Origin of the sequence: Amycolatopsis sp. ATCC 39116 (genome assembly GCF_000231075.2) — a bacterium.
In the GTDB taxonomy this organism is placed as follows: domain Bacteria; phylum Actinomycetota; class Actinomycetes; order Mycobacteriales; family Pseudonocardiaceae; genus Amycolatopsis_E; species Amycolatopsis_E tucumanensis.
Map to the genome: position 1 here is coordinate 1 of NZ_AFWY03000042.1, position 24,317 is coordinate 24,317.

At 72.0% G+C, this 24,317-nt stretch carries 24 protein-coding genes and 1 riboswitch; of the genes, 15 read left to right on the plus strand and 9 right to left on the minus strand.

Annotation, left to right across the window (positions count from 1 at the left end; translation table 11 throughout):
• Positions 1 to 131: transposase (locus tag AMY39116_RS46390; protein WP_157358752.1), on the minus strand; the 131-nt coding region annotated here is incomplete at its 3' end.
• A 630-nt stretch (positions 132 to 761) separates the two neighbouring features.
• A complete protein-coding gene (locus AMY39116_RS0330765; protein ID WP_039791852.1) occupies positions 762 to 1,715 on the minus strand; it encodes a 4-hydroxy-3-methylbut-2-enyl diphosphate reductase in 954 nt (317 codons plus the stop codon).
• A gap of 135 nt (positions 1,716 to 1,850) precedes the next feature.
• On the opposite strand from AMY39116_RS0330765, the gene AMY39116_RS0330770 reads away from it, so the two are divergent.
• The 6 genes from AMY39116_RS0330770 to AMY39116_RS43905 all read left to right on the plus strand — a co-directional run bounded on the left by AMY39116_RS0330770 (position 1,851) and on the right by AMY39116_RS43905 (position 6,333).
• Positions 1,851 to 2,459 (plus strand): lipid droplet-associated protein, encoded by a 609-nt coding sequence (locus tag AMY39116_RS0330770; protein WP_020421451.1) that lies wholly within the window; start codon positions 1,851 to 1,853, stop codon positions 2,457 to 2,459.
• The gene (gene xseA, locus AMY39116_RS0330775; RefSeq protein ID WP_020421452.1) at positions 2,456 to 3,694 is read left to right on the plus strand and encodes an exodeoxyribonuclease VII large subunit; all 1,239 of its coding nucleotides are present in this window, start codon (positions 2,456 to 2,458) and stop codon (positions 3,692 to 3,694) included. Before AMY39116_RS0330770 ends, xseA begins: the two co-directional genes overlap by 4 nt.
• A gap of 3 nt (positions 3,695 to 3,697) precedes the next feature.
• Positions 3,698 to 4,096 carry a hypothetical protein gene (locus AMY39116_RS0330780; RefSeq protein WP_020421453.1) on the plus strand — a complete coding sequence of 133 codons (399 nt, stop codon included), beginning with the start codon at positions 3,698 to 3,700 and terminating at the stop codon, positions 4,094 to 4,096.
• Positions 4,093 to 4,308 (plus strand): exodeoxyribonuclease VII small subunit, encoded by a 216-nt coding sequence (locus AMY39116_RS0330785; protein WP_020421454.1) that lies wholly within the window; start codon positions 4,093 to 4,095, stop codon positions 4,306 to 4,308. Before AMY39116_RS0330780 ends, AMY39116_RS0330785 begins: the two co-directional genes overlap by 4 nt.
• Positions 4,309 to 4,393: 85 nt before the next feature.
• Entirely contained in the window at positions 4,394 to 5,464 is a 1,071-nt protein-coding gene (gene glpX, locus AMY39116_RS0330790) for a class II fructose-bisphosphatase (RefSeq protein ID WP_027934110.1), read from the plus strand.
• Positions 5,461 to 6,333 (plus strand): trypsin-like serine protease, encoded by an 873-nt coding sequence (locus tag AMY39116_RS43905; RefSeq protein WP_020421456.1) that lies wholly within the window; start codon positions 5,461 to 5,463, stop codon positions 6,331 to 6,333. The genes glpX and AMY39116_RS43905 overlap by 4 nt, the downstream gene beginning before the upstream one ends.
• A 1-nt stretch (position 6,334) precedes the next feature.
• Here the strand turns inward: AMY39116_RS43905 and AMY39116_RS0330800 are convergent, their stop codons facing one another.
• The gene (locus tag AMY39116_RS0330800) at positions 6,335 to 7,309 is read right to left on the minus strand and encodes an NAD(P)/FAD-dependent oxidoreductase (RefSeq protein WP_039791853.1); all 975 of its coding nucleotides are present in this window, start codon (positions 7,307 to 7,309) and stop codon (positions 6,335 to 6,337) included.
• A gap of 103 nt (positions 7,310 to 7,412) precedes the next feature.
• Here AMY39116_RS0330800 and AMY39116_RS0330805 point away from each other — a divergent pair, with 103 nt between their 5' ends.
• A complete protein-coding gene (locus AMY39116_RS0330805) occupies positions 7,413 to 8,810 on the plus strand; it encodes a class II fumarate hydratase (RefSeq protein WP_020421458.1) in 1,398 nt (465 codons plus the stop codon).
• 43 nt (positions 8,811 to 8,853) lie between these two features.
• On the opposite strand, the gene AMY39116_RS0330810 is transcribed toward AMY39116_RS0330805, so the two are convergent.
• Positions 8,854 to 9,873 (minus strand): aldo/keto reductase, encoded by a 1,020-nt coding sequence (locus AMY39116_RS0330810; RefSeq protein ID WP_020421459.1) that lies wholly within the window; start codon positions 9,871 to 9,873, stop codon positions 8,854 to 8,856.
• Positions 9,874 to 9,996: 123 nt separating this feature from the next.
• On the opposite strand from AMY39116_RS0330810, the gene AMY39116_RS0330815 reads away from it, so the two are divergent.
• Complete coding sequence (locus tag AMY39116_RS0330815) at positions 9,997 to 10,869, plus strand: helix-turn-helix domain-containing protein (RefSeq protein WP_020421460.1); 873 nt, start codon at positions 9,997 to 9,999, stop codon at positions 10,867 to 10,869.
• Here the strand turns inward: AMY39116_RS0330815 and AMY39116_RS0330820 are convergent.
• Entirely contained in the window at positions 10,836 to 11,564 is a 729-nt protein-coding gene (locus AMY39116_RS0330820) for a zf-HC2 domain-containing protein (protein ID WP_020421461.1), read from the minus strand. The two genes, AMY39116_RS0330815 and AMY39116_RS0330820, sit on opposite strands and share 34 nt — an antisense overlap.
• A gap of 170 nt (positions 11,565 to 11,734) precedes the next feature.
• On the opposite strand from AMY39116_RS0330820, the gene AMY39116_RS0330825 reads away from it, so the two are divergent.
• On the plus strand, positions 11,735 to 12,289 hold the full coding sequence (locus AMY39116_RS0330825; protein WP_020421462.1) for a sigma-70 family RNA polymerase sigma factor: 555 nt from the start codon (positions 11,735 to 11,737) through the stop codon (positions 12,287 to 12,289).
• Here the strand turns inward: AMY39116_RS0330825 and AMY39116_RS0330830 are convergent.
• Both AMY39116_RS0330830 and AMY39116_RS0330835 read right to left on the minus strand, forming a co-directional pair.
• The gene (locus AMY39116_RS0330830) at positions 12,278 to 13,330 is read right to left on the minus strand and encodes a HoxN/HupN/NixA family nickel/cobalt transporter (protein ID WP_020421463.1); all 1,053 of its coding nucleotides are present in this window, start codon (positions 13,328 to 13,330) and stop codon (positions 12,278 to 12,280) included. The two genes, AMY39116_RS0330825 and AMY39116_RS0330830, sit on opposite strands and share 12 nt — an antisense overlap.
• A 43-nt stretch (positions 13,331 to 13,373) precedes the next feature.
• A riboswitch (cobalamin riboswitch) is annotated at positions 13,374 to 13,544 on the minus strand.
• A gap of 46 nt (positions 13,545 to 13,590) precedes the next feature.
• The gene (locus AMY39116_RS0330835; protein ID WP_020421464.1) at positions 13,591 to 14,193 is read right to left on the minus strand and encodes a TetR/AcrR family transcriptional regulator; all 603 of its coding nucleotides are present in this window, start codon (positions 14,191 to 14,193) and stop codon (positions 13,591 to 13,593) included.
• Between the two features lie 71 nt (positions 14,194 to 14,264).
• Here AMY39116_RS0330835 and AMY39116_RS0330840 point away from each other — a divergent pair, with 71 nt between their 5' ends.
• Together AMY39116_RS0330840 and AMY39116_RS0330845 are read left to right on the plus strand one after the other, a co-directional pair.
• Positions 14,265 to 15,191, plus strand: a complete 927-nt coding sequence (locus AMY39116_RS0330840; protein ID WP_020421465.1) for a DMT family transporter — start codon at positions 14,265 to 14,267, stop codon at positions 15,189 to 15,191.
• Entirely contained in the window at positions 15,152 to 16,663 is a 1,512-nt protein-coding gene (locus AMY39116_RS0330845; protein ID WP_020421466.1) for an ATP-dependent DNA ligase, read from the plus strand. Before AMY39116_RS0330840 ends, AMY39116_RS0330845 begins: the two co-directional genes overlap by 40 nt.
• A 311-nt stretch (positions 16,664 to 16,974) precedes the next feature.
• Here AMY39116_RS0330845 and AMY39116_RS0330850 read toward each other — a convergent pair whose 3' ends face one another.
• Positions 16,975 to 18,501, minus strand: coding sequence for a CehA/McbA family metallohydrolase (locus AMY39116_RS0330850; protein WP_039791854.1), 1,527 nt, complete (start codon positions 18,499 to 18,501; stop codon positions 16,975 to 16,977).
• Positions 18,502 to 18,627: 126 nt separating this feature from the next.
• On the opposite strand from AMY39116_RS0330850, the gene AMY39116_RS0330855 reads away from it, so the two are divergent.
• From AMY39116_RS0330855 to AMY39116_RS0330865, 3 genes are all read left to right on the plus strand, one after another.
• The gene (locus AMY39116_RS0330855) at positions 18,628 to 19,653 is read left to right on the plus strand and encodes an iron ABC transporter permease (RefSeq protein WP_020421468.1); all 1,026 of its coding nucleotides are present in this window, start codon (positions 18,628 to 18,630) and stop codon (positions 19,651 to 19,653) included.
• 397 nt (positions 19,654 to 20,050) lie between these two features.
• Positions 20,051 to 21,070, plus strand: a complete 1,020-nt coding sequence (locus tag AMY39116_RS0330860; RefSeq protein ID WP_020421469.1) for an iron chelate uptake ABC transporter family permease subunit — start codon at positions 20,051 to 20,053, stop codon at positions 21,068 to 21,070.
• A gap of 20 nt (positions 21,071 to 21,090) precedes the next feature.
• The gene (locus AMY39116_RS0330865; protein WP_020421470.1) at positions 21,091 to 22,077 is read left to right on the plus strand and encodes an ABC transporter substrate-binding protein; all 987 of its coding nucleotides are present in this window, start codon (positions 21,091 to 21,093) and stop codon (positions 22,075 to 22,077) included.
• 315 nt (positions 22,078 to 22,392) lie between these two features.
• On the opposite strand, the gene AMY39116_RS0330870 is transcribed toward AMY39116_RS0330865, so the two are convergent.
• Positions 22,393 to 22,842, minus strand: coding sequence for a DUF309 domain-containing protein (locus tag AMY39116_RS0330870; RefSeq protein WP_027936358.1), 450 nt, complete (start codon positions 22,840 to 22,842; stop codon positions 22,393 to 22,395).
• Between the two features lie 30 nt (positions 22,843 to 22,872).
• On the opposite strand from AMY39116_RS0330870, the gene AMY39116_RS0330875 reads away from it, so the two are divergent.
• The gene (locus AMY39116_RS0330875) at positions 22,873 to 24,312 is read left to right on the plus strand and encodes a GuaB1 family IMP dehydrogenase-related protein (RefSeq protein ID WP_027936359.1); all 1,440 of its coding nucleotides are present in this window, start codon (positions 22,873 to 22,875) and stop codon (positions 24,310 to 24,312) included.
• The last annotated feature ends 5 nt before the right edge of the window (positions 24,313 to 24,317 follow it).

The following is a 24,317-nucleotide window of genomic DNA, read 5'->3' on the forward strand; positions in this document are numbered from 1 at the left end:
GCCTGCAACTTGGCTTCGGTGTTGGGCAGCGGCCCGTCGTGCAGCCGCTTGCCGGTCGGGTCCAGCCCCACGGCGTGATGGTTGCCTTTGCCGACATCCAGACCGAGGAACACGCCATAACTGCTGGTCATGCACAGTGTCTTTCGTCCGTCGCGGGTGGTCACCGGTCAGGGCATCGATGGCCGGCACCCACGTTACGACGAGACCTACCCAGCGGTGGCCGTGTCCCTATTCAGCGGTCCCTCGATGCCACCAGGCCCGGCGACACCACCCCCCGGATCATGACCTCGACTGGGGGCATCAGTCATACCGAACCTGGCGACCACAGCTCCTTGATCAGGAACCACGAAAAAGGTAACGGGGGCCGGGCTCCTGCGAAGCGCCAGATCACGGCGTGCTGACGTTGAGGCGACCGCGCCGGGCTCCGGTGAGACGAGCGCCTGGGCCATGGAGCCGACGGACGTCGAGGCTGCAGCGGGGACAAGCGTGGGCTGCAGCGGGACTAGGGCGGACTTCAGCGGGATTGGCGTCGGGGCTGTGGAATCGGTGCCGCAGCGCTGAGAAGTCAGTACCCGAGCAAAAGGTGCGCACAGTTCGGCCAGACGCAGCGCGCCGAGCTGGGCAGGGACCTAGCCGCCTTCAACAACCTCGGCGGTTCAGGGTTGCGGGCGCAGGGCAAGAGGCAGTTCCAGGACAGGGCTTGTCCCGGAACCGACCAACCGCCGCCCGCCGAATCCGACCGACACCACCGGCCGGCGTGGTCAGACGCTTCGCAGCTCTCGGGGGAGCGCGAAGGCGATCTTCTCGTTCGCGGTCGTCACTTCCTGCACCTCGCCCCAGCCGCGCTCGGACAGCCACGCCAGCAGGTCCATCACCAGCACGTCCGGCACCGACGCGCCACTCGTCACGCCGACCGTCGTCACGCCTTCCAGCCACTTCTCGTCGACCTCGCGGGCGAAGTCGATCAGGTGCGCGTCCCTGGCGCCGGCCTGCTTCGCGACCTCCACGAGCCGCTGGGAGTTCGACGAGTTCTTCGACCCGACCACCAGCACGAGGTCGCACTCCGCCGCCATCGCCTTCACCGCGGTCTGCCGGTTGGACGTCGCATAACAAATGTCGTCGCTGGGCGGGTCCGCCAGGTTCGGGAAGCGGCCCTTCAGCTGGTCGACGCGCTCCATCGTCTCGTCGACGCTCAGCGTGGTCTGCGACAGCCACACGACCTTCGACGGGTCCCGCACCTCGACCTTCGCCGCGTCCTCGGCCGTGTCCACCAGCTGCACGTGCGTCGGCGCCTCGCCGGCGGTGCCCTCGACCTCCTCGTGGCCCTCGTGGCCGATCAGCAGGATGTCGTAGTCCTCACGCGCGAACCGGTTGACCTCTTTGTGCACCTTCGTCACCAGCGGGCACGTCGCGTCGATGGTGCGCAGGTTGCGCTCCTCCGCCTCCGCGCGCACGGCCGGCGACACCCCGTGCGCCGAGAACACGACGAGCTCGCCCTCGGGCACCTCCGACGTCTCCTCGACGAAGATGACCCCGCGCTCCCGCAGCGACTCGACCACGTGCCGGTTGTGCACGATCTCCTTGCGCACGTACACCGGCGGCCCGTACAGCTCCAGGGCCTTCTCCACGGCGACCACGGCGCGGTCGACGCCGGCGCAGTAGCCACGCGGCTTGGCCAGCAACACACGCTTGACGGGCTCGGAGACAGCAGTCATACGTCCAGGGTACGGGCCGCCCGGCAGGCGAACCCCGCCCCCACCGGGCACCCCTCGCCCGAATTGTGTGCATCCCGTCACGTCGCCACGCCGCGCCGGTTGGGCTGAACCGTCAAGGTGCGGCACGCTGTACCCATGAAGCCACTCCCGCTTCCCCTCCGCGTCGCGGCGGGCCTGGCCGTCACCGCCGCCGAACGCGCCCGCGACCTGCCGAAGACCCTGCTCGGCCTGCCCGTCACGGTGATCTCCGGCGTGCTCCAGTTCTCCATGCGGATGCAGCAGCACGTCACCGAGCTGGCCATCCGCGGCGACGACGCCCTCGCCTCGCTGCGCCCCGTCGAGGACGCCCCGAGCTGGGCCACCTTCGACGAGGACCTGCCCGCCGACCAGCCGACCGAACAGCCGCGCGCCGACCGCAACGGCCACCGCCCGGACGCGGTGCTCGCCGACGTCGGCGACAGCCCCTGGGAACAGGAGGAACGCGCGCTGGGCGAGGAGCACGTCGAGGGCGAGTTCGACAGCCCGGCCGGCACCGGCGAAGGTCCGCTCGGCCTGTCCAACTACGACGAGCTCACCCTGCCGCAGCTGCGCGCCCGCCTGCGCCGCTTCTCCCTCGAAGAGCTCGAAGAGCTGCTGGAGTACGAGCGCGCCCACGAGAACCGCGCGCAGTTCGTCGGCATGCTGGCCCGCCGCATCACCAACGTGCAGCGCGCCAACGCCACCGGGGACACCGAGGCGGAGTGAGCGCCGAACCCACCTCCGCGGAGAACCCGTGGCCGGTCCGCACCGTCGCGCGCAAGATCGCCGAGTGGATCAACCGGCTCGGCTCGGTCTGGGTCGAGGGCCAGGTCACCCAGATCAACGCCCGCCCCGGCACCCAGACCGCGTTCCTCACCCTGCGCGACCCGGCCGCCGACGTCTCCATGACCGTCACCTGCCCGACCGGCTTGCTGCGCGGCATCGAACCGCCGCTGCGGGACGGCGCCAGCGTCGTCGTCTACGCCAAACCGACCTTCTACCTGGGCCGCGGCACGATCTCGCTGCGCGCGACCGAGATCCGCGCGGTCGGCATCGGTGAGCTGCTCGCCCGCATCGAACGGCTGCGCCGCCTCCTCGCCGCCGAGGGCCTGTTCGCCAAAGAACGCAAGCGCCGCCTCCCGTTCCTGCCCAAGGGCATCGGCCTGATCACCGGCCGCGCGTCGGCCGCCGAACGGGACGTGCTGGTCAACGCGCACGCCCGGTGGCCGGCCGCGCCGTTCCAGGTGGTCAACACCGCCGTGCAGGGCGTGCAGGCGGTGCCGCAGATCGTCAAGGCGCTGAAGATGCTCGACGCCGACCCGTCCGTCGAGGTCATCGTCATCGCGCGGGGTGGCGGCAGCGTCGAGGACCTGCTGCCGTTCTCCGACGAAACCCTGTGCCGAGCGGTCGCCGCCGCGCGGACCCCGGTGGTCAGCGCGATCGGCCACGAGCCGGACACGCCGCTGCTCGACCACGTCGCCGACGTGCGCTGCTCGACCCCGACCGACGCGGGCAAGCGCGTCGTGCCGGACGTCAAGGAGGAGACCGAGCGGGTCCGGCAGATGCGCGACCGGGCCCGCCGCGCGCTGCACGGCTGGGTGGACACCCAGTGCCGCCTGCTCGACCAGCTGCGCAGCCGCCCCGTACTGGCCGATCCGCTCGGCCCGATCAACCGGCGCGCCGACGAGGTGGACCTGCACCGGGAACGCGGCCGCCGCGCGGTGCTCAACCTGGTCTCGCACGAGCAGGCCGCCATCTCCGGCGCGCGCGGCAAGCTGACCGCGCTCGGACCGGCCGCGACCCTCGAACGCGGGTACGCGGTCGTGCAATACCGGGACGACGCAGGCAACCTCCAGGTGCTCCGGCACATCTCTGAAGTAGCGGACGGAACTCCGCTGCGCGTGCGCGTCGTCGACGGAGCGGTGCACGCGGTCGCGAAATCCACCGAACCAGGGGAGTAGGAAGTGCTGCGTTCCGCTCGGGCGACGTTCCTCCCGCTCACCACGGACGCCGCGGCCCGGGCCGGGGCGCAGGCCGTTCTCGACCGGGCGGGCGCCGCCGAGGCCGCGGCAGGCGCCTGCTGGGCGTCGCTGCTGGCCGGGTGCGCCGTGCCGGGCCGCTGGGACCTGGACGCGCGCCTGCGTCAGCTGTCGGAAGCGACCTCGGCCTTCGTGGGCGTGAAGTGGTGGTTCAACGAGGGCGCGCCGCACCGCAGGCGGGTCGCGCAGGCGCAGGGGTCGATCGAACTGGCGATCACCGAGGGTGACGGCCAGGAGTTCGCCACGGCCTTCGCCGGTTACGACCACGCGATGGCGAGCGCGGTAGTGTGCGCTCGTCGACCCGCGAGGAGCACAACCCGGTGACCGAAGAACTCGGCTATGAACAGGCCCGCGACCAGCTGATCGAGGTCGTCCGCGAGCTGGAGGCGGGCGGTTTGTCCCTGGAGCAGTCGCTGGCGCTGTGGGAGAAGGGCGAGCACCTCGCCAAGCTGTGCGAGCGTCACCTGGAAGGCGCGCGCGAGCGGATCGAGGACGCGCTCAAGTCCGTCGAGGACGAAACCAGCGACGAAGGGTGACATTCGCCATCACGACGCTGCCCTGCGAGCCCGCGCGAGTCTGAGAGAATCGTTACCCGCGCCAGCACGACCCTGGAGGGCAGCAATGACCAGCGGCACCCAGTCCCCGAGCTCGACCAGACGCAAAGAAGCGCCGGATCGCAACCTCGCGATGGAACTGGTGCGCGTCACCGAGGCAGCCGCCATGGCGGCGGGCCGCTGGGTCGGCAAGGGCGACAAGAACGCGGGCGACGGCGCGGCCGTCGACGCGATGCGCCAGCTCATCTCGACCGTGTCGATGCGCGGTGTCGTCGTCATCGGCGAGGGCGAGAAGGACGAAGCCCCGATGCTCTACAACGGCGAAGAGGTGGGCAACGGGGACGGCCCGGCCTGCGACGTCGCCGTGGACCCGATCGACGGCACGACCCTGATGTCCAAGGGCATGCCGAACGCGCTAGCGGTGCTCGCGGTCGCCGAGCGCGGCGCGATGTTCGACCCGTCGGCGGTCTTCTACATGGAGAAGCTGGCCGTCGGCCCGGAGGCCGCGGGCGTGGTGGACCTGTCCGCGCCGGTCGCGGAGAACATCCGCCGGGTCGCGAAGGCCAAGCACACCGAGGTCTCCGACGTGACGGTGTGCATCCTGGACCGCCCGCGGCACGAGCAGCTGGTCAAGGAGGTCCGCGAGGCGGGCGCCCGGATCCGGTTCATCTCCGACGGTGACGTGGCGGGCGCGATCGCCGCGGCCCGCCCGACCACCGGTGTCGACATGCTGTTCGGCATCGGCGGCACGCCGGAGGGCATCATCACCGCCTGCGCGATGAAGTGCCTCGGCGGCGAGCTGCAGGGCCGGTTGTGGCCGAAGGACGACGCCGAGCGCGAGAAGGCGATCGGCGCCGGGCACGACCTCGACCGCGTGCTCACCACCGACGACCTGGTGCGCGGCGACAACGTGTTCTTCTGCGCGACCGGCGTCACCGACGGCGACCTGCTGCGCGGCGTGCACTACCGCTCCGGCGGCGCGACGACCCAGTCGATCGTGATGCGCTCCAAGTCGGGCACGGTGCGGCTGATCGACGGCTACCACCGCCTGACCAAGCTCCGCGCGTACTCCTCCGTCGACTTCGACGGTGTCCTGACCGATGCCCCCGACGACGATGTGGTGCCACCGCTGCCGTGAAACGCCTCCTGCTGATCGCCGCCGCCTGCCTGCTCGCCGTCACCGGGGTGGTGCAGTCGGCGGCGGCCCGGCCGGACCTGGTCGGCGGCGTGTCCGCCGACCAGACCTACTCCTTCGTCGCGTCGCTGCAGACGACCGCGGGGAGACACTTCTGCGGCGCGTCCCTGATCTCGCCGCAGTGGCTGCTGACCGCGGCGCACTGCGTCCACGACCAGCCCGCGGGCACCTTCACCGCACGGATCGGCAGCAACGACCGCACTCAGGGCGGTGAGGTCGCGAAGCCGGACCGGGTCATCACCCACCCGAACTACAACCCGAGCGGGCCGGGCGGGGACATCGCCCTGGTCCACCTGGCCGCCCCGGTGCAGGCCGCGCCGGTCGGGCTCGGCACGTCGGCCGCGGTGGGCACGTCGGTGCGGCTGCTGGGCTGGGGCCAGCTCTGCCCGACTCCGGGTTGCGGCGCCGCGCCGATCGACCTCCAGCAGCTGGACACGACGCTGGTCGACGCGGCCCGCTGCGCGGCCATCGATCCGGCGACCGAGCTGTGCACCGATTCGCCCGGTGGCACGGCCGGCGCCTGCTACGGCGATTCGGGTGGCCCGGAGCTGGTCCGGGCCGGTGACCGGTGGCTGCTGCTGGGCCTGACCAGCCGTTCCGGCAACAACGATCCGGCCTGCACGACCGCGCCGTCGATCTACACCTCGGCGCTGGCGTACACGCAGTGGATCACCGAGCAGACCGCGCCACCACCGCCCCCGGCACCCAGCCCAACGCCGACCCCGGCGCCCAGCCCCACGCCAACCCCGACTCCCACGCCGTCCCCCTCCCCCAGCCCGACGACGACCTCCACACCACCGCCGCCCGCCTGACTCACAGGTTGCTGGAGTGCCCCGGGAACAGGTGCGCGTCCGGGTCGAGGGTGACGGCGATGTTGTTGATCGCGGTCGCGGCCTCGCCGAACCCGGTGGCGATCAGCTTGACCTTGCCCGGATAAGCGGCCACGTCACCCGCCGCGAAGACCCGTTCCACGCCGGTCGCCATGGTCGAGTCGACCCGGATGGCGCGCTGGTGGATGTCCAGCCCCCAGTTCTCGATGGGCCCGAGGTCGGCGGTGAACCCGAGCGCGGCCACCACCGCCTGCGCGGGCAGCACCACCGGCTCCTCGCCCTTGACCTGCACCTCGACCTCGGCGAGCGCGCCGTCCGGCCCCTCGCGCAGGGCGGTGACCTCGGCGTCGGTGATGATCCGCACCCCCAGTTCACGGGCCTGGTTGACGATCGACTCCGCGGCCCGGAACCTGGCGCGGCGGTGCACCAGCGTGACGCTCGACGCGAGCGGGTGCAGCGCCAGCACCCAGTCGAACGCCGAGTCGCCGCCGCCGACGACCACGACGTCCTGCCCCGCGTGCGCGTCCAGCGAGGGCACGAAGTGGACCATCCCCCGGCCGAGCCAGCCGTCCCCGGCAGGTAACGGCCGCGGCGTGAACTCGCCGATGCCCGCGGTGATCAGCACGGCCCTCGCGTGCACGACCTCTCCGCCGTCCAGCACCACGTCCAGACCGTCGTCACCGCGGCGCAGCTCCTCGGCCTTGCGCCCGAGCAGGTAGGCCGGGTTCCACGGCGCGGCCTGTTCGACCAGCCCCTTGACCAGGTCGCGGCCGCGCACGGCGGGGAACCCGCCGACGTCGTAGATCAGCTTCTCCGGGTACATCGCGGTGACCTGCCCGCCGGCTTCCGGCAGCGAGTCGACGACCGCCGTCGACAACCCGCGGAACCCGGCGTAGTACGCGGCGAACAGGCCGGTCGGGCCCGCGCCGACGATCAGGACGTCCACTGACAGAGCCATGGGCCGCCGCCCTTCCGCCGTGATCCAAGTCACCACCGATCTAACCATTCCGGGTGCGCAAACACACGGAGCGAGCGCCCGGCGGAAGGGCCAGACTCGGGTTATGGCTGAACCTGAATACCGGATCGAACACGACACGATGGGCGAGGTGAAGGTGCCCGTCGACGCGCTGTACCGGGCGCAGACCCAGCGCGCCGTCGAGAACTTCCCGATCTCCGGCCGGGGCCTCGAGCGCGCCCAGATCCGCGCGCTCGGCCTGCTGAAAGCCGCGGCGGCGCGGGTCAACGCCCGGTTCGGCGTGCTGGAGGGCGACCTGGCGAACGCGATCGCGGCGGCGGCCGACGAGGTGGCCGAGGGCAGGCACGACGCGCACTTCCCCATCGACGTGTTCCAGACCGGGTCCGGGACCTCGTCGAACATGAACGCCAACGAGGTCATCGCGACCCTGGCGAGCCGCGCGCTGGGCAGCGACGTGCACCCGAACGACCACGTCAACGCCTCGCAGTCGTCGAACGACACGTTCCCGACGACGATCCACATCGCCGCCACCGAAGCGGTGCTGACCGACGTGATCCCGGCGTTGCAGCACCTCGCCGAGACCATCGAGGGCCGCGCCGCGGAGTGGCAGGACATCGTCAAGTCCGGCCGCACCCACCTGATGGACGCCGTGCCGATCACGCTGGGCCAGGAGGCCGGGGCGTGGGCGGCGCAGGTCCGGTTCGGCATCGAGCGACTGGAGTCCGGCCTGGGCAGGCTGGGCGAGCTGCCCATCGGCGGCACCGCGGTCGGGTCCGGCCTGAACGCGCCGGAGGGCTTCGGCGCCGCGGTGGCGGAGGAGCTGGCGAAGGTGACCGGCCTGCCGCTGACCGAGGCACGCAACCACTTCGAGGCGCAGGCCAGCCAGGACAGCGTGGTCGAGACCTCCGGGCACCTGCGCACGGTCGCCGTGTCACTGGCCAAGATCGCCAACGACCTGCGGTGGCTCGGCTCCGGTCCGCGCACCGGCCTGGCCGAGCTGCAGCTGCCGGACCTGCAGCCGGGTTCGTCGATCATGCCGGGCAAGGTCAACCCGGTGATCCCGGAGGCGACGCTGCAGGTGGTCGCGCAGGTGATCGGCAACGACGCGGCGGTGGCCTACGCCGGTTCGCAGGGCAACTTCCAGCTCAACGTGAACCTGCCGGTGATCGCGCGCAACGTGCTGGAGTCGGCGCGCCTGCTGGCCGCGGTGTCCCGCCTGCTGGCCGACAAGGTGATCGCCGGGATCACCGTCAACGAGGAGCGCACCAAGGCCTACGCCGAGGGCTCGCCGTCGATCGTGACGCCGCTGAACAAGTACATCGGCTACGAAGAGGCGGCCGCGGTCGCGAAGCAGGCGCTCAAGGAGCTGAAGACGATCCGCGAGGTGGTCGTCGAGCGCGGCTACATCGAGCAGGGCAAGCTCACCGAGGCCCAGCTCGACGAGGCCCTCGACGTGCTCCGGATGGCGCGCGGCGGCAAGTGATCGGGTGGAGGCCACCCCCGCCGCGGGTGGCCTCCACCAGGGATCAGCGCCGGCGCAGCGACTTGTCCGTGAGCGCGGGCGGCGTGTAGTCCGGGTCGACGGGGTTGAGGTCGACGCCCGGCGGGACGATCTCGTCGATCCGGTCCAGCACGTCGTCGTCGAGCACGAGGTCCGCGCCTGCCAGCAGGTCGGCGAGCTGCTCCGGCGTGCGCGGGCCGATGATCGCCGAGGTGACCGCCGGGTGCGACCGCACGAACGCGAGCGCCAGGTGCGTGAGCGGGCGGCCCAGGTCGGCGGCGACCTTCTTCAGCTCGTTGGTGGCCGCCAGCTTCGCCGCGTTCCCGGGCAGGGCCGGGTCGAACTTGTGGTTCTGCAACGCGACCCGGCCGGCCTGCAAGTCCACATCGGACGGTGTGGAGTACCGACCGGACAGCCAGCCCGCGGACAGCGGTCCCCAGGTCAGCACCCCCATGCCGTAGCGCTGCGCGGTCGGCAGGACGTGCGCCTCGATGCCCCGGTTGAGGATCGAGTACGGCGGCTGCTCGGTGCGGAACCGCACGTGCCCGCGCCGCTCCGCGACCCACTGCGCCTCGACGATCTGCTCGGGCGGGAAGACCGACGACCCGATCGCGCGCACCTTGCCCGCCCGCACGAAGTCCGAGAGCGCCGACAGGGTCTCGTCGATGTCGGTGTTGGGGTCGGGGCGGTGCACCTGGTAGAGGTCGACGTGGTCGACGCCGAGCCGGCGCAGGCTGTCGTCCAGCGCCCGGGTCAGCCAGCGGCGGGAGCTGCTGCCGGGCCTGTTCAGGCCGTAGAAGTGCCCCTTGGTCGCGAGGACGACGTCGTCGCGGCGCCCCTTGAGCGCCTTGCCGACGATCACCTCGCTCTCGCCGTCGGAGTACATGTCGGCGGTGTCGACGAAGTTGATGCCCGCGTCGAGCGCCGTGTGGATCATGCGGACCGACTCGTCGTGGTCGCGGTTGCCCCACGCGCCGAACATCATCGCGCCCAGCGTGTACTCGCTGACCTCGATACCGGTGCCGCCGAGAATCCGTCGTCGCATTTCGAGTTCCTCCTCTGGTGTGTGGTGTCCAAGTTCGCCGCGGACGAGGAGGGGGACCAGGCAACGCTCGACCTGGGTCTGGCAGTACCAGGCAACGGGTGCGCGGATCCGGATACTGGAGGCGTGGACGGAGCTGATTTCGGAGCGTTCCTCAAGGCCCGCCGCGCTGCGCTGGACCCGCGCGACGTGGGACTGCCGCAGGGGGTGACGCGGCGACGGGTCGCCGGGCTGCGCCGCGAGGAACTGGCGCAGCTGGCCGGGATCAGCGTCGACTACCTGACCCGCCTGGAGCAGGGCCGCGCGCGGAACGTGTCGGACGAGGTGCTCGATTCACTCGCCAGGGCGTTGCGCCTCACCCCGGACGAGTGCGCCTACCTGCACAACCTCGCGTCGCCGCGGCTCAAGCGAGCCGGGCGGTGCCCCGTGCAGCAGGTGCGGCCGGCGGTGCAGCAACTGCTCGACGCCATGTCGGTGCCTGCCTTCGTCTTCGGCCGCTACCTCGACGTGCTGGCGTGGAACCCGATGGGCGGCGCGATCGCGTTCGACTTCGGCTCGCTGCCGCCGCAGGAGCGCAACCTGCCGAAGCTGTTCTTCCTCGGCGAGGACGAGGCACGCGCCCTGCACCCCGAGTTCGACCAGGTCTGCGAGGAGCTGGTGGCGAACCTGCGTGCCGAGGCCGGCCGGTGCCCCGGCGATCCGCGCCTGGCCCAGCTGATCGGCGAGCTGTCACTGGGCAGCGACCTGTTCCGCCACCTGTGGGCCGGGCACCACGTGCGGGAGAAGGCACACGGCCACAAGCGGATCCACAACCCGCTGGTCGGCGAGCTGCACCTGCGGTACGAAACGCTGCGCCTGCCGGACGAACCGGACCAGGCGATCGTCACCTACACCGCCGAACCAGGCTCGGAGTCCGAGCGCGCGCTGGGCCTGTTGGCCAGCTGGATCGCCACCGACGACATCGATCAGGCCACGTTGCGCCGCGCGGCGGGCGGCTGATACTTCCGGGACTGCGCCGACGGCTCGGCGAGGTCCCGGCCGGTCTCGCCGGTGCTGGTGCGGCTCGCCGGTTCGGCACCGGCCCGGTTGCCCGGCCACGGCCGCCGGCCGTCGCGGCGCGCCACCAGCACCGCGCAGAACAGGCCGAACAGCAGCGGCAGGTGGCTGGCCAGCCGTTCCCAGCCGACCCGGCCGGCGACCAGGTCCAGCACGGACAACCCGACGAGCACCGCGGCGAAGCTGAGCAGGACCGGCAGCTGGCTGCGTGCCTGCCGCGGCTTCGCGGCCGCCCACAGCAGGGCGATCGCGATGGCGAAGTTGAACGCCGCGGCCTCGTGTTCGAGGTGCGATCCCGGCTGAACGGCCATCCCGTCGGCCATCCGCTGGGGCACGAACAACAGCGACACCACGATGGACAACTGGGCGATCGCGGTGAGGACCAGCGCCAGCCGCGGCCAGTCGAGCCGCACCGGCCGGGCGGTCGCGGGCGCGTGGGCGAGCACTCGCGCCGACACGTCCGGCGACGCGGCGGCCGGCTCGAGGCGCACCAGGCGCGTCACCGCCGCCGCCTCGTCCTGCCAGGTCAGACAGGCCGCGCAGCGCGAGACGTGCTCGTCGAGCGCCACCGGATCCACCCCGGGGTCCTCGCCGTCGAGATTGGCGGAGATCGCCTCGCGCGCGGTTGCACAGTCCATATTTGCATTGTCGTCCGCGCGCACTGGATGGTTCCCCTCACCGCTCCGGATTCTGGGACCGGTTGGGATTTCACAGACCTGTGATGTTTCCTTGACGCCGGATGCCGCGGAGGCCATAAGGTCATCGGTCAGGGCCCGCACCGTCAGGCCGCACTGGGAGGAACGCGAACGTGGACGACGACGAGATCACCCGGGACGCCTTCCTGGCGGCGCGCGGCGATCGGGTGGCCGCCGAGCGCTTCGTGTCCGCCACCCAACGGCAGCTGCACCGCCTGCTGACCTACCTGTCCAACCCCGGCGTCGCCGAGGACCTGGTGCAGGAGACCTACCTGCGCGCCTTCGCCGCCCTGCCGTCGTTCGCAGGCCGGTCGCCCGCCCGGATGTGGCTGCTGTCGATCGCCAAGCGCGTCGCCGCCGACCACCTGCGCGGCACCCGCCGCCGCCCGCAGACCAGCCAGGTCGACGACTGGGTGGCCACCGCGGAGCAGAGCGGCGCCCAGACGCCGGACCACGGCCGGCTCGTCGTGCTGCGCAAGCTGATCGCCGAGCTGGAGCCGGAGCGCCGCGAGGCGTTCGTGCTCACGCAGGTGATCGGGTTGTCCTACGCCGACGCGGCGGAGGTGTGCGACTGCGCGGTCGGCACCATCCGGTCCCGCGTGTTCCGGGCCCGCGAGGACCTGACCGCCGCGCTCAGCTCGAACGGGCGGGCGGCCTCACTCGGCTGAGCTCCACCGGTGCTCGACCCTGGCGAGCCGCCAGTACGCGATCGCGGCCGCCCACACCACCACGAACAACCCGACGACGATGTAGCCGACGCTGTCGAGGTCGATGTCCGCGATCCAGTCGATCAGCGCGCCCGACCAGCCCAGGTCGTCCCTGGCCACACCGACCAGCTCGATCGTGCCGATGACCAGCGCCACCGCGACGGACAGGCCGGTGATCGTGAGGTTGTAGTAGATCTTGCGGACCGGGTTGGCGAACGCCCAGTCGTAGGCGAAGTTCATGAACGTGCCGTCGAGCGTGTCGAACAGGCTCATGCCGGCGGCGAACAGCAGCGGCAGGCACAGGATCGCGTACCAGGGCAGGCCCGCCGCCGCGCCGGACCCGGCCAGTGCCAGGAGCAGCACCTCGGTCGCGGTGTCGAATCCGACGCCGAACAGCAGCCCGACCAGGTACATCTGGCCCGGGCGGCGGATCGAGCGGGTGAGCCTGCCGAGGAAGCGGTTGACGAACCCGCGCGAGTCGAGCCGCGCCTCCAGCTCGGCCTCGTCGAAGCGGCCGCGGCGCAGCTCGCGCCACACCTTCCAGATGCCGATCAACGCGACCAGGTTCAGGATGCCGATCAGGTACAGGAACCCGCCGGACGCTCCGGTGGAGATCACGCCGAGCACCTTGTGCGCGGAGGAGCCGTCCTCGGTCCAGCTCAGGATGCCCTTCGCGCCGATCGCGACGAGCACCGCCAGCACGACGACCACGGTGGAGTGCCCGAGCGCGAACCAGAACCCGACCGAGACCGGGCGCTGCCCCTCGGCCATCAGCTTGCGGGTGGTGTTGTCGATCGCGGCGATGTGGTCGGCGTCGAACGCGTGCCGCATGCCGAGCGTGTACGCCGTGAGTCCCAGCCCGAAGCCGAACACCTGCGCGCCGACGGCGTAGTGCCCGGGCACCACGAGCAACGCGAGAATCCCGAACGCGACCGCGTGCAACACGACGATCGCCAGCAGCAACAGACCCGTGCGGTAGGTGTCCTGCCTGCGCCAGGACATGGTGGGTGAAGTCCCCATGGAGACCGCCTTCCAGCACCTCGTGGATGGTCCAACGTGCCGTGGCCGGTCTCCTGGCTTCGGATCGACATCCGCGGCCCGCCTTCCCGGACTCGCGTCCAGTGGCTGTCCCGGGCCGGGACTTCCCGTTCACAGTGGCGAGGGCCGCGCCGGTTTCACACCGGACTTCCCGAGCACCACGGCCCGCTCACGGTACGTTTCGGCCTCGCGGCGGGGCAAGAGCCATCCCGGTGACCGGCGCCCTACCGCCGGGACGCCGAGTTGTGCTGCGCCGCCGTCGCTTCGTCCACCAGCGACTTCGCGACGCGTTTGGCCGTGGCGACCGCCGTCGGCGCGACCTCCAGCGACGCCGCGACCGTCGCGCCCTCGACCAGGACGAGCAGCGCCTCCGCCAGCCGTGCCGGGTTCCGCGCGCCCGCGTCCACGGCCAGATCCCGCAGGTAGCCCAGCAACCACTGCTTCGACGCCGCGATCACCTGCCGGCCGGGGTGGTCGGCCGACGGCAGTTCGGCGTGCGCGTTGACGAACGCGCAGCCGCGCGTGTTCTCGGTGTCAAGCCAGTCGGCGAGCGCGTCGAACACCCTGAGCAGCTTCTGGGCCGGAGTCGTCCGGGAGCCGGCGAAGGAGCGCACCCGCTCCCGCCACCGCTCGTCCCGGCGGCGCAGGTAGAGCGCGACCAGGTCGGCCTTGGAGCCGAACCGGTCGTACAGGGTCTTCTTGGTGACCCCGGCCTCGGCGGCGATCGTGTCCACACCGACCGCGTGGATCCCGTTGTCGTAGAACAGTTTCCCGGCGACCGTGAGGATCCGTTCGGCGGCCGGGGTCAGCGGCTTGTCCGTCTCCACGACTTGACAGTACACCGACCGGTATAGCTACAGTGGACTATACAGACCGGTATACCTGCGCGGGAGGGTGCATGCGGGGGAACGTCGTCGCCGGAAGCGGTTTCGTCCTGTTCTGGAGCTCCGGGTTCGTCGGCGCGACGCTGGGCGCCAGGTCCGGCGGCGCGGTGTCCCTCCTGGCCTGGCGGTTCCTGGCCGCGGGGCTGCTGCTCGGCGTGTGGTGGGTGGTCCGGCGGCGCTCGATGCGGCCGCGCGACGCCGCGATCCAGGCCGGTCTCGGTGTGCTCTCCCAGGGCGCGTACCTGTACTGCGTCTACGCGGCGGCCGACCTCGGCGTGGCCGCCGGGACGTCCGCGCTGATCGCGGCGCTGCAGCCGATCGTCGCGGTGGTGCTGAGCCAGTTCGTGCTGGGCGAACGCGCGGGCGCGCTGCGGTGGGCCGGGCTGGTCGGCGGGCTGGCCGGGGTGGCGCTGGTGGTCGGCGACAACCTGTCCGGCCGCCCCGGCACCCCGCCGCTGGCCTACGCGCTGCCGTTCCTGGCGATGCTCGCACTGGTCGCGGCCACGCTCATCGAACGCAAGACGGCCTCGGCCGTGCCGCTCTGGGACGGGCTGGTGGTGCAGTGCGTGACCAGCGCGGTGCTGTTCACCGGCATCGCGGCGGCCACCGGGCAGCTGGTCGCGCCGGCGGCTCCGGACTTCTGGGTCGCGGTCGGGTGGGTCGTCGTGTTTTCCACGTTCGGGGGATATGGCTGCTACTGGCTGGTCCTGCGTCGTAGCTCGGTGACGACCGTGTCCGGCCTGCTGTACCTCACACCGCCTACCACGATGATCCTCGCCTGGCTCATGTTCGACGACACGATCACGCTGCGTGGCCTGCTCGGGCTGGTCGTCTGCCTCGGCGCGGTCGCGCTGGTCCTGCGTCCCCGGAAATTGTCGGTGGGGCGGGAGATGATGTCCGCATGTTGCTCGCCGACGTCGTCACAGCCTCCGCCTCGCTAGCGGCCACCCGCTCGCGCAAGGCGAAGATCGCGACGCTGGCGGACCTGCTCAACCGCGCGGACGAGCGGGAGCTGCCCGCCGTGGTCGCCTTCCTGACCGGACGGCCCACCCAGGGCCGGATCGGCACGGGGTGGCGCACGCTGGCCGAGCTGGGCGCGCGCCCGGCTGACGAACCGAACCTGACCGTGGCCGGGGTCGACGAGGTCCTCGGCGAAGTGGGAGCCGCTTCGGGCAGCGGGTCGGCCAGGCGCCGGGCCGGCCTGCTGACGGAGTTGTTCTCCCGCGCCACCGAAGCCGAACAGCAGTTCCTCTTCCGCCTGCTCACGGGTGAGCTGCGGCAGGGGGCGCTTGAGGGCGTGATGCTCGACGCGATCGCGGCGGCGGCGGACGTGCCCGCCGAAGCGGTGCGGCGCGCGTTCATGCTGTCCGGGCAGCTGCCGGTCACCGCCGCGGCCGCGGTCACCGGTGGCGAGGCCGCGCTCGGCGGCTTCGGGCTGGAGCTGGGGCGTCCGCTGCGGCCGATGCTGGCGTCCCCGGCCGAATCGCTCGACGAGGCGGTGCGCGAGCACCCGTCCGCCATCATCGAGTACAAAATGGACGGAGCGCGGATACAGGTGCACCGCGACGGCGACGAGGTGCACGTCTACACGAGAACGCTGCGCGAGATCACCCAGCACGTGGGCGAGCTGGTGTCCCTGGTGCGCGCCCTGCCGTGCCGGTCGGTGGTGCTCGACGGGGAGACGCTCGCGCTGACCGACGACGGCAGGCCACGGCCGTTCCAGGAGACGATGAGCCGGTTCGGCAGCACGCGCGAGGAGCAGGTGCGCGCGTTGCTGCTGCAGCCGTACTTCTTCGACTGCCTGCACCTGGACGGCACGGACCTGCTCGACAAGCCGTTGCGGGAGCGCAACGAGGCGCTGCACCGGGTGGCCGGCGAGCACCTCATCCCGGGGCGGACGCAACCGTCCGATCCGGACGCGATCCTCGCGGCCGCCCTCGACGCCGGGCACGAGGGCGTGATGGTGAAAGCGCTCGACTCGCCGTACGCGGCGGGGCGGCGGGGCCGGGCGTGGCTGAAGGTGAAGCCGGTGCACACGCTCGACCTCGTCGTCCTCGCCGCGGAGTGGGGCCACGGCCGCCGCACCGGGTACCTGTCGAACCTGCACCTCGGCGCACGCGACCCGGACGGCGGCCCGCCGATCATGGTGGGCAAGACGTTCAAGGGCCTCACCGACGAGCTCCTGGCATGGCAGACCAGGACGTTCCAGGAGATCGAGACCCACAGGGACAAGTGGACCGTGCACGTCCGGCCGGAGCTGGTGGTCGAGATCGAACTGGACGGCGCCCAGGTCAGCACGCGCTACCCGGGCGGTGTCGCACTGCGTTTCGCCCGCGTGGTGCGCTACCGCCCTGACAAGGACCCAGCCGAGGCGGACACCATCGACGCCGTCCGCGCGACGCTCCGGGGGTGATGCTCGAAGAGACGCTGGGCTGCCTCGCCAAGAGCCGAAAACCTTGATACGGCAACACTTCCTGCCAGTGCCAAGGCCGGATGGCCACCACCCGGCGACACGCATCAACTCGCCGACAGCCCAACCCACCATCACACCCGGCCAAGAAACACCGAGCCCACCCTCCGGCTACCCAAAACACCGGGCAGCCTCACCAACAACCAGAACACCGCGCTACCCCACACTCCCTGCCCAACACCCGAACCGGAACACCACCACCCTGCCCTCGAACCGCCCACACGCCCCAACTCGCCGACAGCCCAACCCCACCATCACACCCGGCCGAGGAAGATCGGGTTCGTCATCGCCGCCATGGCGCCGAAGTTGAGACCAGCCGACAACGCGGGAGCGCCCGCCGAACCATCAGCAAGGGGGTGACGCACCTCAGCACGCACATAAGCCGACACCGCGGGCGTGGTCAGCCACGTCACGCTGCCGGTACCCGAAGCGGGAAGGCTCTGCTGGAACACCTGACCCTCGTCGGTGATCAGCCGCACGGTCCCGTTCGGCACGCCCGACACGTCCAGCCGCACGGCGACCTTGTCCCCGGCCGCCACGGCGAGACGGTCGCCGATCCCGGCGGCCTGGCCGCGCGGTCCGGTCGCGGCGAGTGACAGGTCGACCGCGGCCGACTCGGCGATCCAGCTGCGCCCGGCCTTGATCCCGTCGAGGATCGCGTCCCTGGTGAGCGCATCGGCGAGAACGACGGTCTGCGGCAGGCCGATCGTCTGGCCGGGGTTGTGCGCGTCGCTGTTGCCCATCGCGGGCAGCCAGCTTCCCTTGCCGCGCACGGATTCCACCAGGGTGTTGTCCCATTCGGACACGGCGGCGTCGTCGTCCCACGTCCACGGGCCGTTCCACACCTCGACCGCGTCGAAGCCGGTGTAGCCGAACTTGAAGTTGCACCCGACCCACGGGCAGTACGGGTGCGCGGCGACGCAGAGGCCGCCGGAGCGGTGCACCGCACGCTGGTACTCGGGCAGTTCGCCGTCGCGGGACCGGTACCGCCAGTCGACGAACTGGCCGGGCCGCAAGCCGAGCGCGAGCCAGTGGCCGTTGCGGGTGGTGACCTCCTCGCCGAGCATGATCAGCAGGTCGTCGCCGGCGAACTCGCCCCACACCCCGTGCGAGGACGACGTGTTGTGGTCGGTCGAGGTGATGAAGTCCAGCCCGGCTTCCCGCGCGCCGGCGGCCACCTCGGCAGGCAGGCGCTTGCCGTCCGAGTGCACGGTGTGCAGGTGGCAGTCGCCGCGGTACCACTGGCGACCGCGCGTGCGGGTGCGCTCGGACGGGTAGTTCGGGCGGTACGGCGCGCCGGCCGGTCCGTGGGTGAGCGTCACCTCGACGCGGTAGTTCAGCCCCTGCGGCGCGATCGTGTACGGGCCGAGGACGATGTGCCAGGTGCCGGGCGTGACGTCACCGGGCAGGTAGCCGGGCGTGGCCTCGGTGCGGCTGATCGAGAAGCGGTCGCGGAAGCCGCCGGACCAGCCGCGGAAGCCGTCGCCGCCGAGAGCGGTGCCGCGGTTGTCGAAGATGCCGATGTCACACGAGTTGCCGGGCGTCCCGCTGGGCACCGTCGTCTTGTCATAGGTGTAGACCACCGACAGCTGGCTCACCCCGGCCGGTACCTCCACCGGCAGGTAGACGAAGTCCGCGGTGCCCGGCTCGAACCGGCCGGTCAGCACCTTGGTCTCGGCCTGGCCCTCGGCGGCCTCGGCGAACGCCACCGGTGCGAGCGTCACCGCGCCGGCCACCGACGCCGCCTGTAGGAAACCGCGTCGGGAAACTCCGCAACCCATGCACATGCGGCCATGTCATCAGCGGCGGATGACCTTCGTGAGCCGGCTGCCCGTACACCGCGTGTCCAGAACCTGAACGAACGTCACACTTCCGTGCTTAGGTTCGGCTAAGCTAAGTTGCACAGCGTGAACGCGATCATGTCACCCTCGGTGACCAGGACGACGCCGCGCCGGCTGTTGCTCCTGGTGTCCCTGCTGGTGGCGTTGGTCGTCGCCGTCGCGTTGAGCCTGGTCCTGGGCAGCAACCACCTCGGCATCGGCACCGCCGTCCAGGTGCTGCTGCACGACGACGGCAGCGAGGCGGCGACGATCGTGCGTGACGTGCGCCTGCCACGCACCGCGCTGGGGGTGCTCGTCGGTGTCGCGCTCGGCGCCGCCGGGGTCCTCATGCAGGGGCACACCCGCAACCCGCTGGCCGATCCCGGTCTGCTCGGCATCAACGCCGGTGCCGCGCTCGCGGTGGCGCTGGCCGCGCAGTTCCTCAGGGTGGTCGATCCAGGCGGCCAGGTGTGGTTCGGTTTCGCGGGGGCGCTGATCGCGACGGCCGCGGTGTTCGCGATCGGGTCGAGCGGGCGGCAGCTGAGCCCGGTGCCGATGGCGCTGGCCGGGGCGGCCGTGATGGCGTTGCTGTCGACCTTCACGTCGTTGGTGATCTTGAGCGACAACCCGACGCTGGACGTCTACCGCCGCTGGGTGGTGGGCTCGATCAGCGGCCGCGACGCGAGCATCAGCCTCGGGATCCTGCCGTTCGTGGTGGCCGGGCTGGTGCTGGCGATGCTGAACACGCGGGCGCTGAACGCGGTCTCGCTGGGCGAGGACACCGCGCGCGGGCTGGGCCAGTCGGTCGCGGCGAGCCGCCTGGTCGGCCTGGCGGCGGTGACGCTGCTGGCCGGCGCCGCGACTGCCGCCGCCGGGCCGATCGCCGCGCTCGGTCTGATCGTCCCGCACGTGGTGCGCACCGTGACCGGCCCGGACCACCGGTGGCTGCTCCCGTGTGCCGCCCTGGCCGGCGCGGTGCTGCTGCTGCTCGCGGACGTCGCGGGCCGCCTGATAGCCGCCCCAGCGGAAATCCCGGCCGGCATCACGCTGGCCATCCTCGGCGGCGGCGCATTCGTGCTGATCGCCCGCCGCACCCGGCTGGTGAAGCTCTGATGCCACACCAACGCCCCGCCCGCGCGGCCGGTGCCACCGCGCCCGCCGGCCATCCGAGCACAGCCGCGGCGCAACCCCCAGCCACCATCACGCCACCCATCCTCGGCAGCCGCGCCTTCGCACGACGCCCGCACCAGGCTGGTGAAGCTCTGATGCCACACACCCAACCCATCGGCGCGGCCCGACACCCAGTCGCAGCCAGTGCCACACCGCCCGCCGGCCACCCGACCGCGGCCGCAGCGGCGCAACCCCCAGCCAGCATCACGCCGCCCATCCTCGGCAGCGGCGTCTTCGCACGCCGTCCGCATCACAGCACCGCACCCACGTGCTGGTCCGCTTCCGATCGCCCCCACGCAGCCCGTTCGGCGGGCCTCGTCACCCGCGGAGGCGGGCACGCATGACCACCACCCTCGGCGTGCGGTGGAACACCCGCGCGGCCACCGTCTACCTCGTCGTGCTCGTGGCTCTCCTACTGGTCACCGCGGTGGGCGTGACCATCGGCGAGTACCCCATCCCGCTCGGCCGGCTGCCCGAGCTGCTCACCGGCGGCGGGCACCGCATCGACCGGCACATCCTGTTCGACCTCCGCGTCCCGCGGGCGGTCACCGGGTGCCTGGCCGGCGCGTGCCTCGCCATGGCCGGGGCCCTCACCCAGACCATCTCCCGCAACCCGCTCGCCACCCCGGACATCCTCGGCGTCACCGGGGGCGCCTCCGCGGCCGCGGTCGCAGTGATCGTCTTCGGGGGCGGCGTCTACAGCCTCGCCAGCGGGATCACCACCATCGGCGTGCCCGTGGCCGCGCTCGTCGGGGGTCTCGTCGCCGCCGCGGCCGTCTACGGCTTCTCCTGGCGCCACGGCGTCGACGGCTTCCGGCTGGTGCTGGTCGGCATCGGCTGCGGCGCCGTCCTCACGGCGCTCACCAGCTGGCTCCTCATCCTCGCCAGCATCAACAGCGCCGCGCAGGCCACGGTGTGGCTCGTCGGCTCGATCAGCGCCGTCAGCTGGGACCAGGCGATCCCCCTGCTCATCCTCGCCGCGCTGCTCATCCCGGCCGCGCTCACGCTGCCCCGCACCCTCGCCGTCACCCAGCTCGGCGACGACGCGGCCGCCGGGCTGGGCGTGCGCATCCAGGCGTCCCGGCTGGGCACGATCGGCGTGGCCGTCGGGCTCACCGCGGCCGCGGTCGCCGCCGCCGGGCCGGTCGGCTTCGTCGCGCTGGTCACCCCGCAGATCATGCTGCGCCTCACCGGCGGATCCCGGCCGCCGCTGGTCGCGTCCGCGCTCGGCGGCGCCCTGCTCGTCCAGGCCTCCGACCTGCTCGGCCGCACCGCGTTCAGCTGGGAGGTCCCGGTCGGCCTGATCACGGCCGCGATCGGCGCCCCCTACCTCATCTGGCTCCTCCTCCGACGACGTTGACCCCGAAGAAAGGTGACCCCATGACAGCGACCCGCCGGACCTTCCTCACCGGCAGCCTGGCCGTGGCCGCGACCGGACTGCTCGCCGCGTGCGGTTCGAGCGGATCGGACTCGGCCGCGAGCGGCGGCGGCGCCTGGTCCTTCACCGACGACCTGGGCACCAAGGTCGACCTCGACGCCCGCCCGACGCGCATCGCCGGCCTCAACGACGCCATCGCGTCCCTGTGGAACTACGGCATCACGCCGGTCGCCTCGTTCGGCTACACCGGCCTCGCCGACGACGTGAACTTCACCGGCCGCGACCTCAGCCAGGTCAAGGAGGTCGGCCGCACCTACGGCGAGATCGACATCGAGGCACTCGCCGCCGCCAAGCCGGACCTGATCCTCACCCACGCCTACCCCGTGGACAGCACGGGCAAGATCGACCCGACCCAGCCGCTGTACGGGTTCAAGGACGTCACCCAGCAGCAGGCCGTCGCCGAGATCGCGCCGATCGTCGCGCTGAAGATGGCCGGCTCCGCCACCAACGTCGTCGACCGGACCGTGGAGCTGGTCAAGGCGCTGGGCACCGAGCCGGCCGCGGACGCCAAGCAGGCCTACGAGACCGCCCGCACCCGGTTCAAGAACGCCACCGGCAAGGGCCTCACCGTGATGGCGGTCGCCGCCTACCCCGGCGACGGCGTCTACATCTGCAAGGCAGCCGACGACCCGGCGCTGCGCAGCTACACCGAGCTCGGCCTGACCTACCCCGACCCGGGCGGCTCGAAGTACTACTGGGAGCAGGTCAGCTGGGAGAACATCGGCAAGTACCCGGCCGACGTGGTGCTGTACTCGCTGCGCGCGATGGACAAGGACACGCTCATGCAGCAGGCCACGTTCGCCCGCACGCCGGCGGCCGCCGCCGGGCAGGTGTTCCCGTGGGAGTTCTCGTCGATGGACTACGTGGCGCAGGCCCGCACGCTGAACAACCTCGCCGCGAACCTGGAGGCGTCCCGCAAGGTTGTCTGAATCCGACGGTCGGCCGACACGGCAACCGGGACGGCAAACACGGCACCCGGAGCGGCGAACACGGCGCGCGCGGCGTCCGCCGCCGGTGGCGCTGTGCTGGCCGCCGGGGCGGCGTGCCGGGCGGGCACGGTGATGCCTTGGCCGCCGGTGGCGCCGTGTTGGCCGCCGGTGGCGCCGTGCTGGCCGCCGGGGCGGCATGTCGAGCGGGCACGGTGGTGCCTTGGCCGCCGGTGGCGCCGCCTTGGCCGCCGGTAGCGCCGCCTTGGCCGCCGGTGGCGGCGTGTCGGCCGGACGCGGTGGGTTCGCTGCCGCGCGTCAGCTCAGCCGCGGGGTGCGGAGGTTCTCCGGCGCCTCCGCGCCTTCCCGGGCCCACGCCACCAGCCCGGCCACGTCGATCCCGTGCGGGGACTCCGCCGCGTAGGGCTCGATCGCCGTGGCGCCGCGTCTCAGCAGCGACACCGCGCCCTTCGCGTTGCCGCGTGCGGCATGCGTCAGTCCGACCGCCAGCTGCGCCAGTCCCTTCCACAACCCGCGGTCCGGGCCGTCGGAGGACTTCCACGCGTCCTCGAACACCTCGTGCGCGTGGAACGGTCTGCCGGCGTCCAGCAGGCGCTGGGCCTCCTCCACCGTCTCCGCCGGGGTGCGCGCGATGCCCTCCGGCTGGCGCTCCACCCCCGGCGTCCCGTACGGCAGCGGCCGCCCCAGCCCGTCGCGCGGGCGGGCGTTTCGCGGCTTGCCCTCGGCGTCGCGGTCCCGATCGGCCATGGCGCCGATTGTGCCGTAGTCTGGGGACTCGTGCGTTTTCTCGATGGCCACGGGCCCGCTCACGACCTCACTTACGACGACGTCTTCCTCGTGCCCAACCGCTCGGCCGTGGAATCGCGCTTCGACGTCGACCTGTCCACCGTCGACGGCACCGGCGCCACGATCCCGATCGTCGTCGCCAACATGACCGCCGTCGCGGGGCGGCGGATGGCCGAGACCGTCGCGCGGCGCGGCGGGCTCGTCGTCCTGCCGCAGGACGTCGACCCGGCCGCGGTCGCCGACATCGTCGGCTGGATCAAGAGCCGCCACACCACCTGGGACACCCCGCTGGTCCTCACCGGCGGTGACGCGGTCGCCGACGCCCTCAACCTGATCGGCAAGCGCGCGCACGGCGCCGTCGTCGTGGTCGACGAGGACGGCCGCCCGCAGGGCATCGTCGACGAGGCCGCCTGCACGGGCGTCGACCGCTTCGCGCGCGTCGCCGAGGTCGCCTACGAGCCGCTCGTGACCTGCCCGCTCGACACCCCCTCCCGTGAGGTCTTCGAGCGCCTGCACGCCGCGGGCGCCCAGATCGCGCTGGGTGTGGACGCCGACGGCAAGCTCGCCGGGATCCTCACCCAGACCGCGGCGCTGCGCGCCGACATCTACACCCCGGCCGTGGACGCCCAGGGCAGCCTGCGGGTCGCCGCCGCCGTGGGCATCAACGGCGACGTCGCCGCCAAGGCCGAGTCGCTGCTGGCCGCGGGCATCGACACGCTCGTGGTCGACACCGCGCACGGCCACCAGGAGAAGATGATCGCCGCGCTGAAGGCCGTCCGCTCGGTCTCGCCCGCGGTGCCGGTCGTGGCGGGCAACGTGGTCACCGCGGAGGGCACCCGCGACCTCATCGACGCGGGCGCGGACGTGGTCAAGGTCGGCGTCGGCCCCGGCGCGATGTGCACCACGCGGATGATGACCGGCGTCGGCCGCCCGCAGTTCTCCGCGGTGCTGGAGTGCGCGAAGGCCGCCCGCGAGCTGGGCAAGCACGTGTGGGCCGACGGCGGCGTCCGCCACCCCCGCGACGTCGCGCTGGCCCTCGCCGCCGGCGCGTCGGCGGCGATGGTCGGCTCGTGGTTCGCCGGCACCCACGAATCCCCCGGCGACCTGCGGTACGACGAGCACGGGCGTCCGTACAAGGAGTCGTTCGGCATGGCGTCGAAGCGGGCCGTCGGCGCCCGCACGCGCACCGACAACGTGTTCGAGCGCGCCCGCAAGGCCCTGTTCGAGGAGGGCATCTCGTCGTCGCGGATGCTGCTCGACCCGCAGCGCCCCGGCGTCGAGGACCTGATCGACGAGATCTGCTCGGGCGTCCGGTCCGCGTTCACCTACGCGGGCGCGCGGGACATCGAGGACTTCCACCGCCGCGCGGTGCTGGGCATCCAGTCGGCCGCCGGCTTCGCCGAAGGGCGGCCGCTGCCCGCCGGCTGGTGAGGAAC

Excerpts from the sequence above, each read along its gene's own strand:
- AMY39116_RS0330860 (WP_020421469.1), top strand. The coding sequence starts at position 20,051 with ATGACCACCACCCTCGGCGTGCGGTGGAACACCCGCGCGGCCACCGTC.
- AMY39116_RS0330845 (WP_020421466.1), top strand. The coding sequence starts at position 15,152 with ATGTTGCTCGCCGACGTCGTCACAGCCTCCGCCTCGCTAGCGGCCACC.
- AMY39116_RS0330820 (WP_020421461.1), bottom strand. The coding sequence starts at position 11,564 with ATGGACTGTGCAACCGCGCGCGAGGCGATCTCCGCCAATCTCGACGGC.
- AMY39116_RS0330850 (WP_039791854.1), bottom strand. The coding sequence starts at position 18,501 with ATGGGTTGCGGAGTTTCCCGACGCGGTTTCCTACAGGCGGCGTCGGTG.
- glpX (WP_027934110.1), top strand. The coding sequence starts at position 4,394 with ATGACCAGCGGCACCCAGTCCCCGAGCTCGACCAGACGCAAAGAAGCG.
- AMY39116_RS0330840 (WP_020421465.1), top strand. The coding sequence starts at position 14,265 with ATGCGGGGGAACGTCGTCGCCGGAAGCGGTTTCGTCCTGTTCTGGAGC.
- AMY39116_RS0330765 (WP_039791852.1), bottom strand. The coding sequence starts at position 1,715 with ATGACTGCTGTCTCCGAGCCCGTCAAGCGTGTGTTGCTGGCCAAGCCG.
- AMY39116_RS0330865 (WP_020421470.1), top strand. The coding sequence starts at position 21,091 with ATGACAGCGACCCGCCGGACCTTCCTCACCGGCAGCCTGGCCGTGGCC.
- AMY39116_RS0330770 (WP_020421451.1), top strand. The coding sequence starts at position 1,851 with ATGAAGCCACTCCCGCTTCCCCTCCGCGTCGCGGCGGGCCTGGCCGTC.
- AMY39116_RS0330805 (WP_020421458.1), top strand. The coding sequence starts at position 7,413 with ATGGCTGAACCTGAATACCGGATCGAACACGACACGATGGGCGAGGTG.
- AMY39116_RS0330810 (WP_020421459.1), bottom strand. The coding sequence starts at position 9,873 with ATGCGACGACGGATTCTCGGCGGCACCGGTATCGAGGTCAGCGAGTAC.
- AMY39116_RS0330830 (WP_020421463.1), bottom strand. The coding sequence starts at position 13,330 with ATGTCCTGGCGCAGGCAGGACACCTACCGCACGGGTCTGTTGCTGCTG.
- AMY39116_RS0330800 (WP_039791853.1), bottom strand. The coding sequence starts at position 7,309 with ATGGCTCTGTCAGTGGACGTCCTGATCGTCGGCGCGGGCCCGACCGGC.
- AMY39116_RS0330870 (WP_027936358.1), bottom strand. The coding sequence starts at position 22,842 with ATGGCCGATCGGGACCGCGACGCCGAGGGCAAGCCGCGAAACGCCCGC.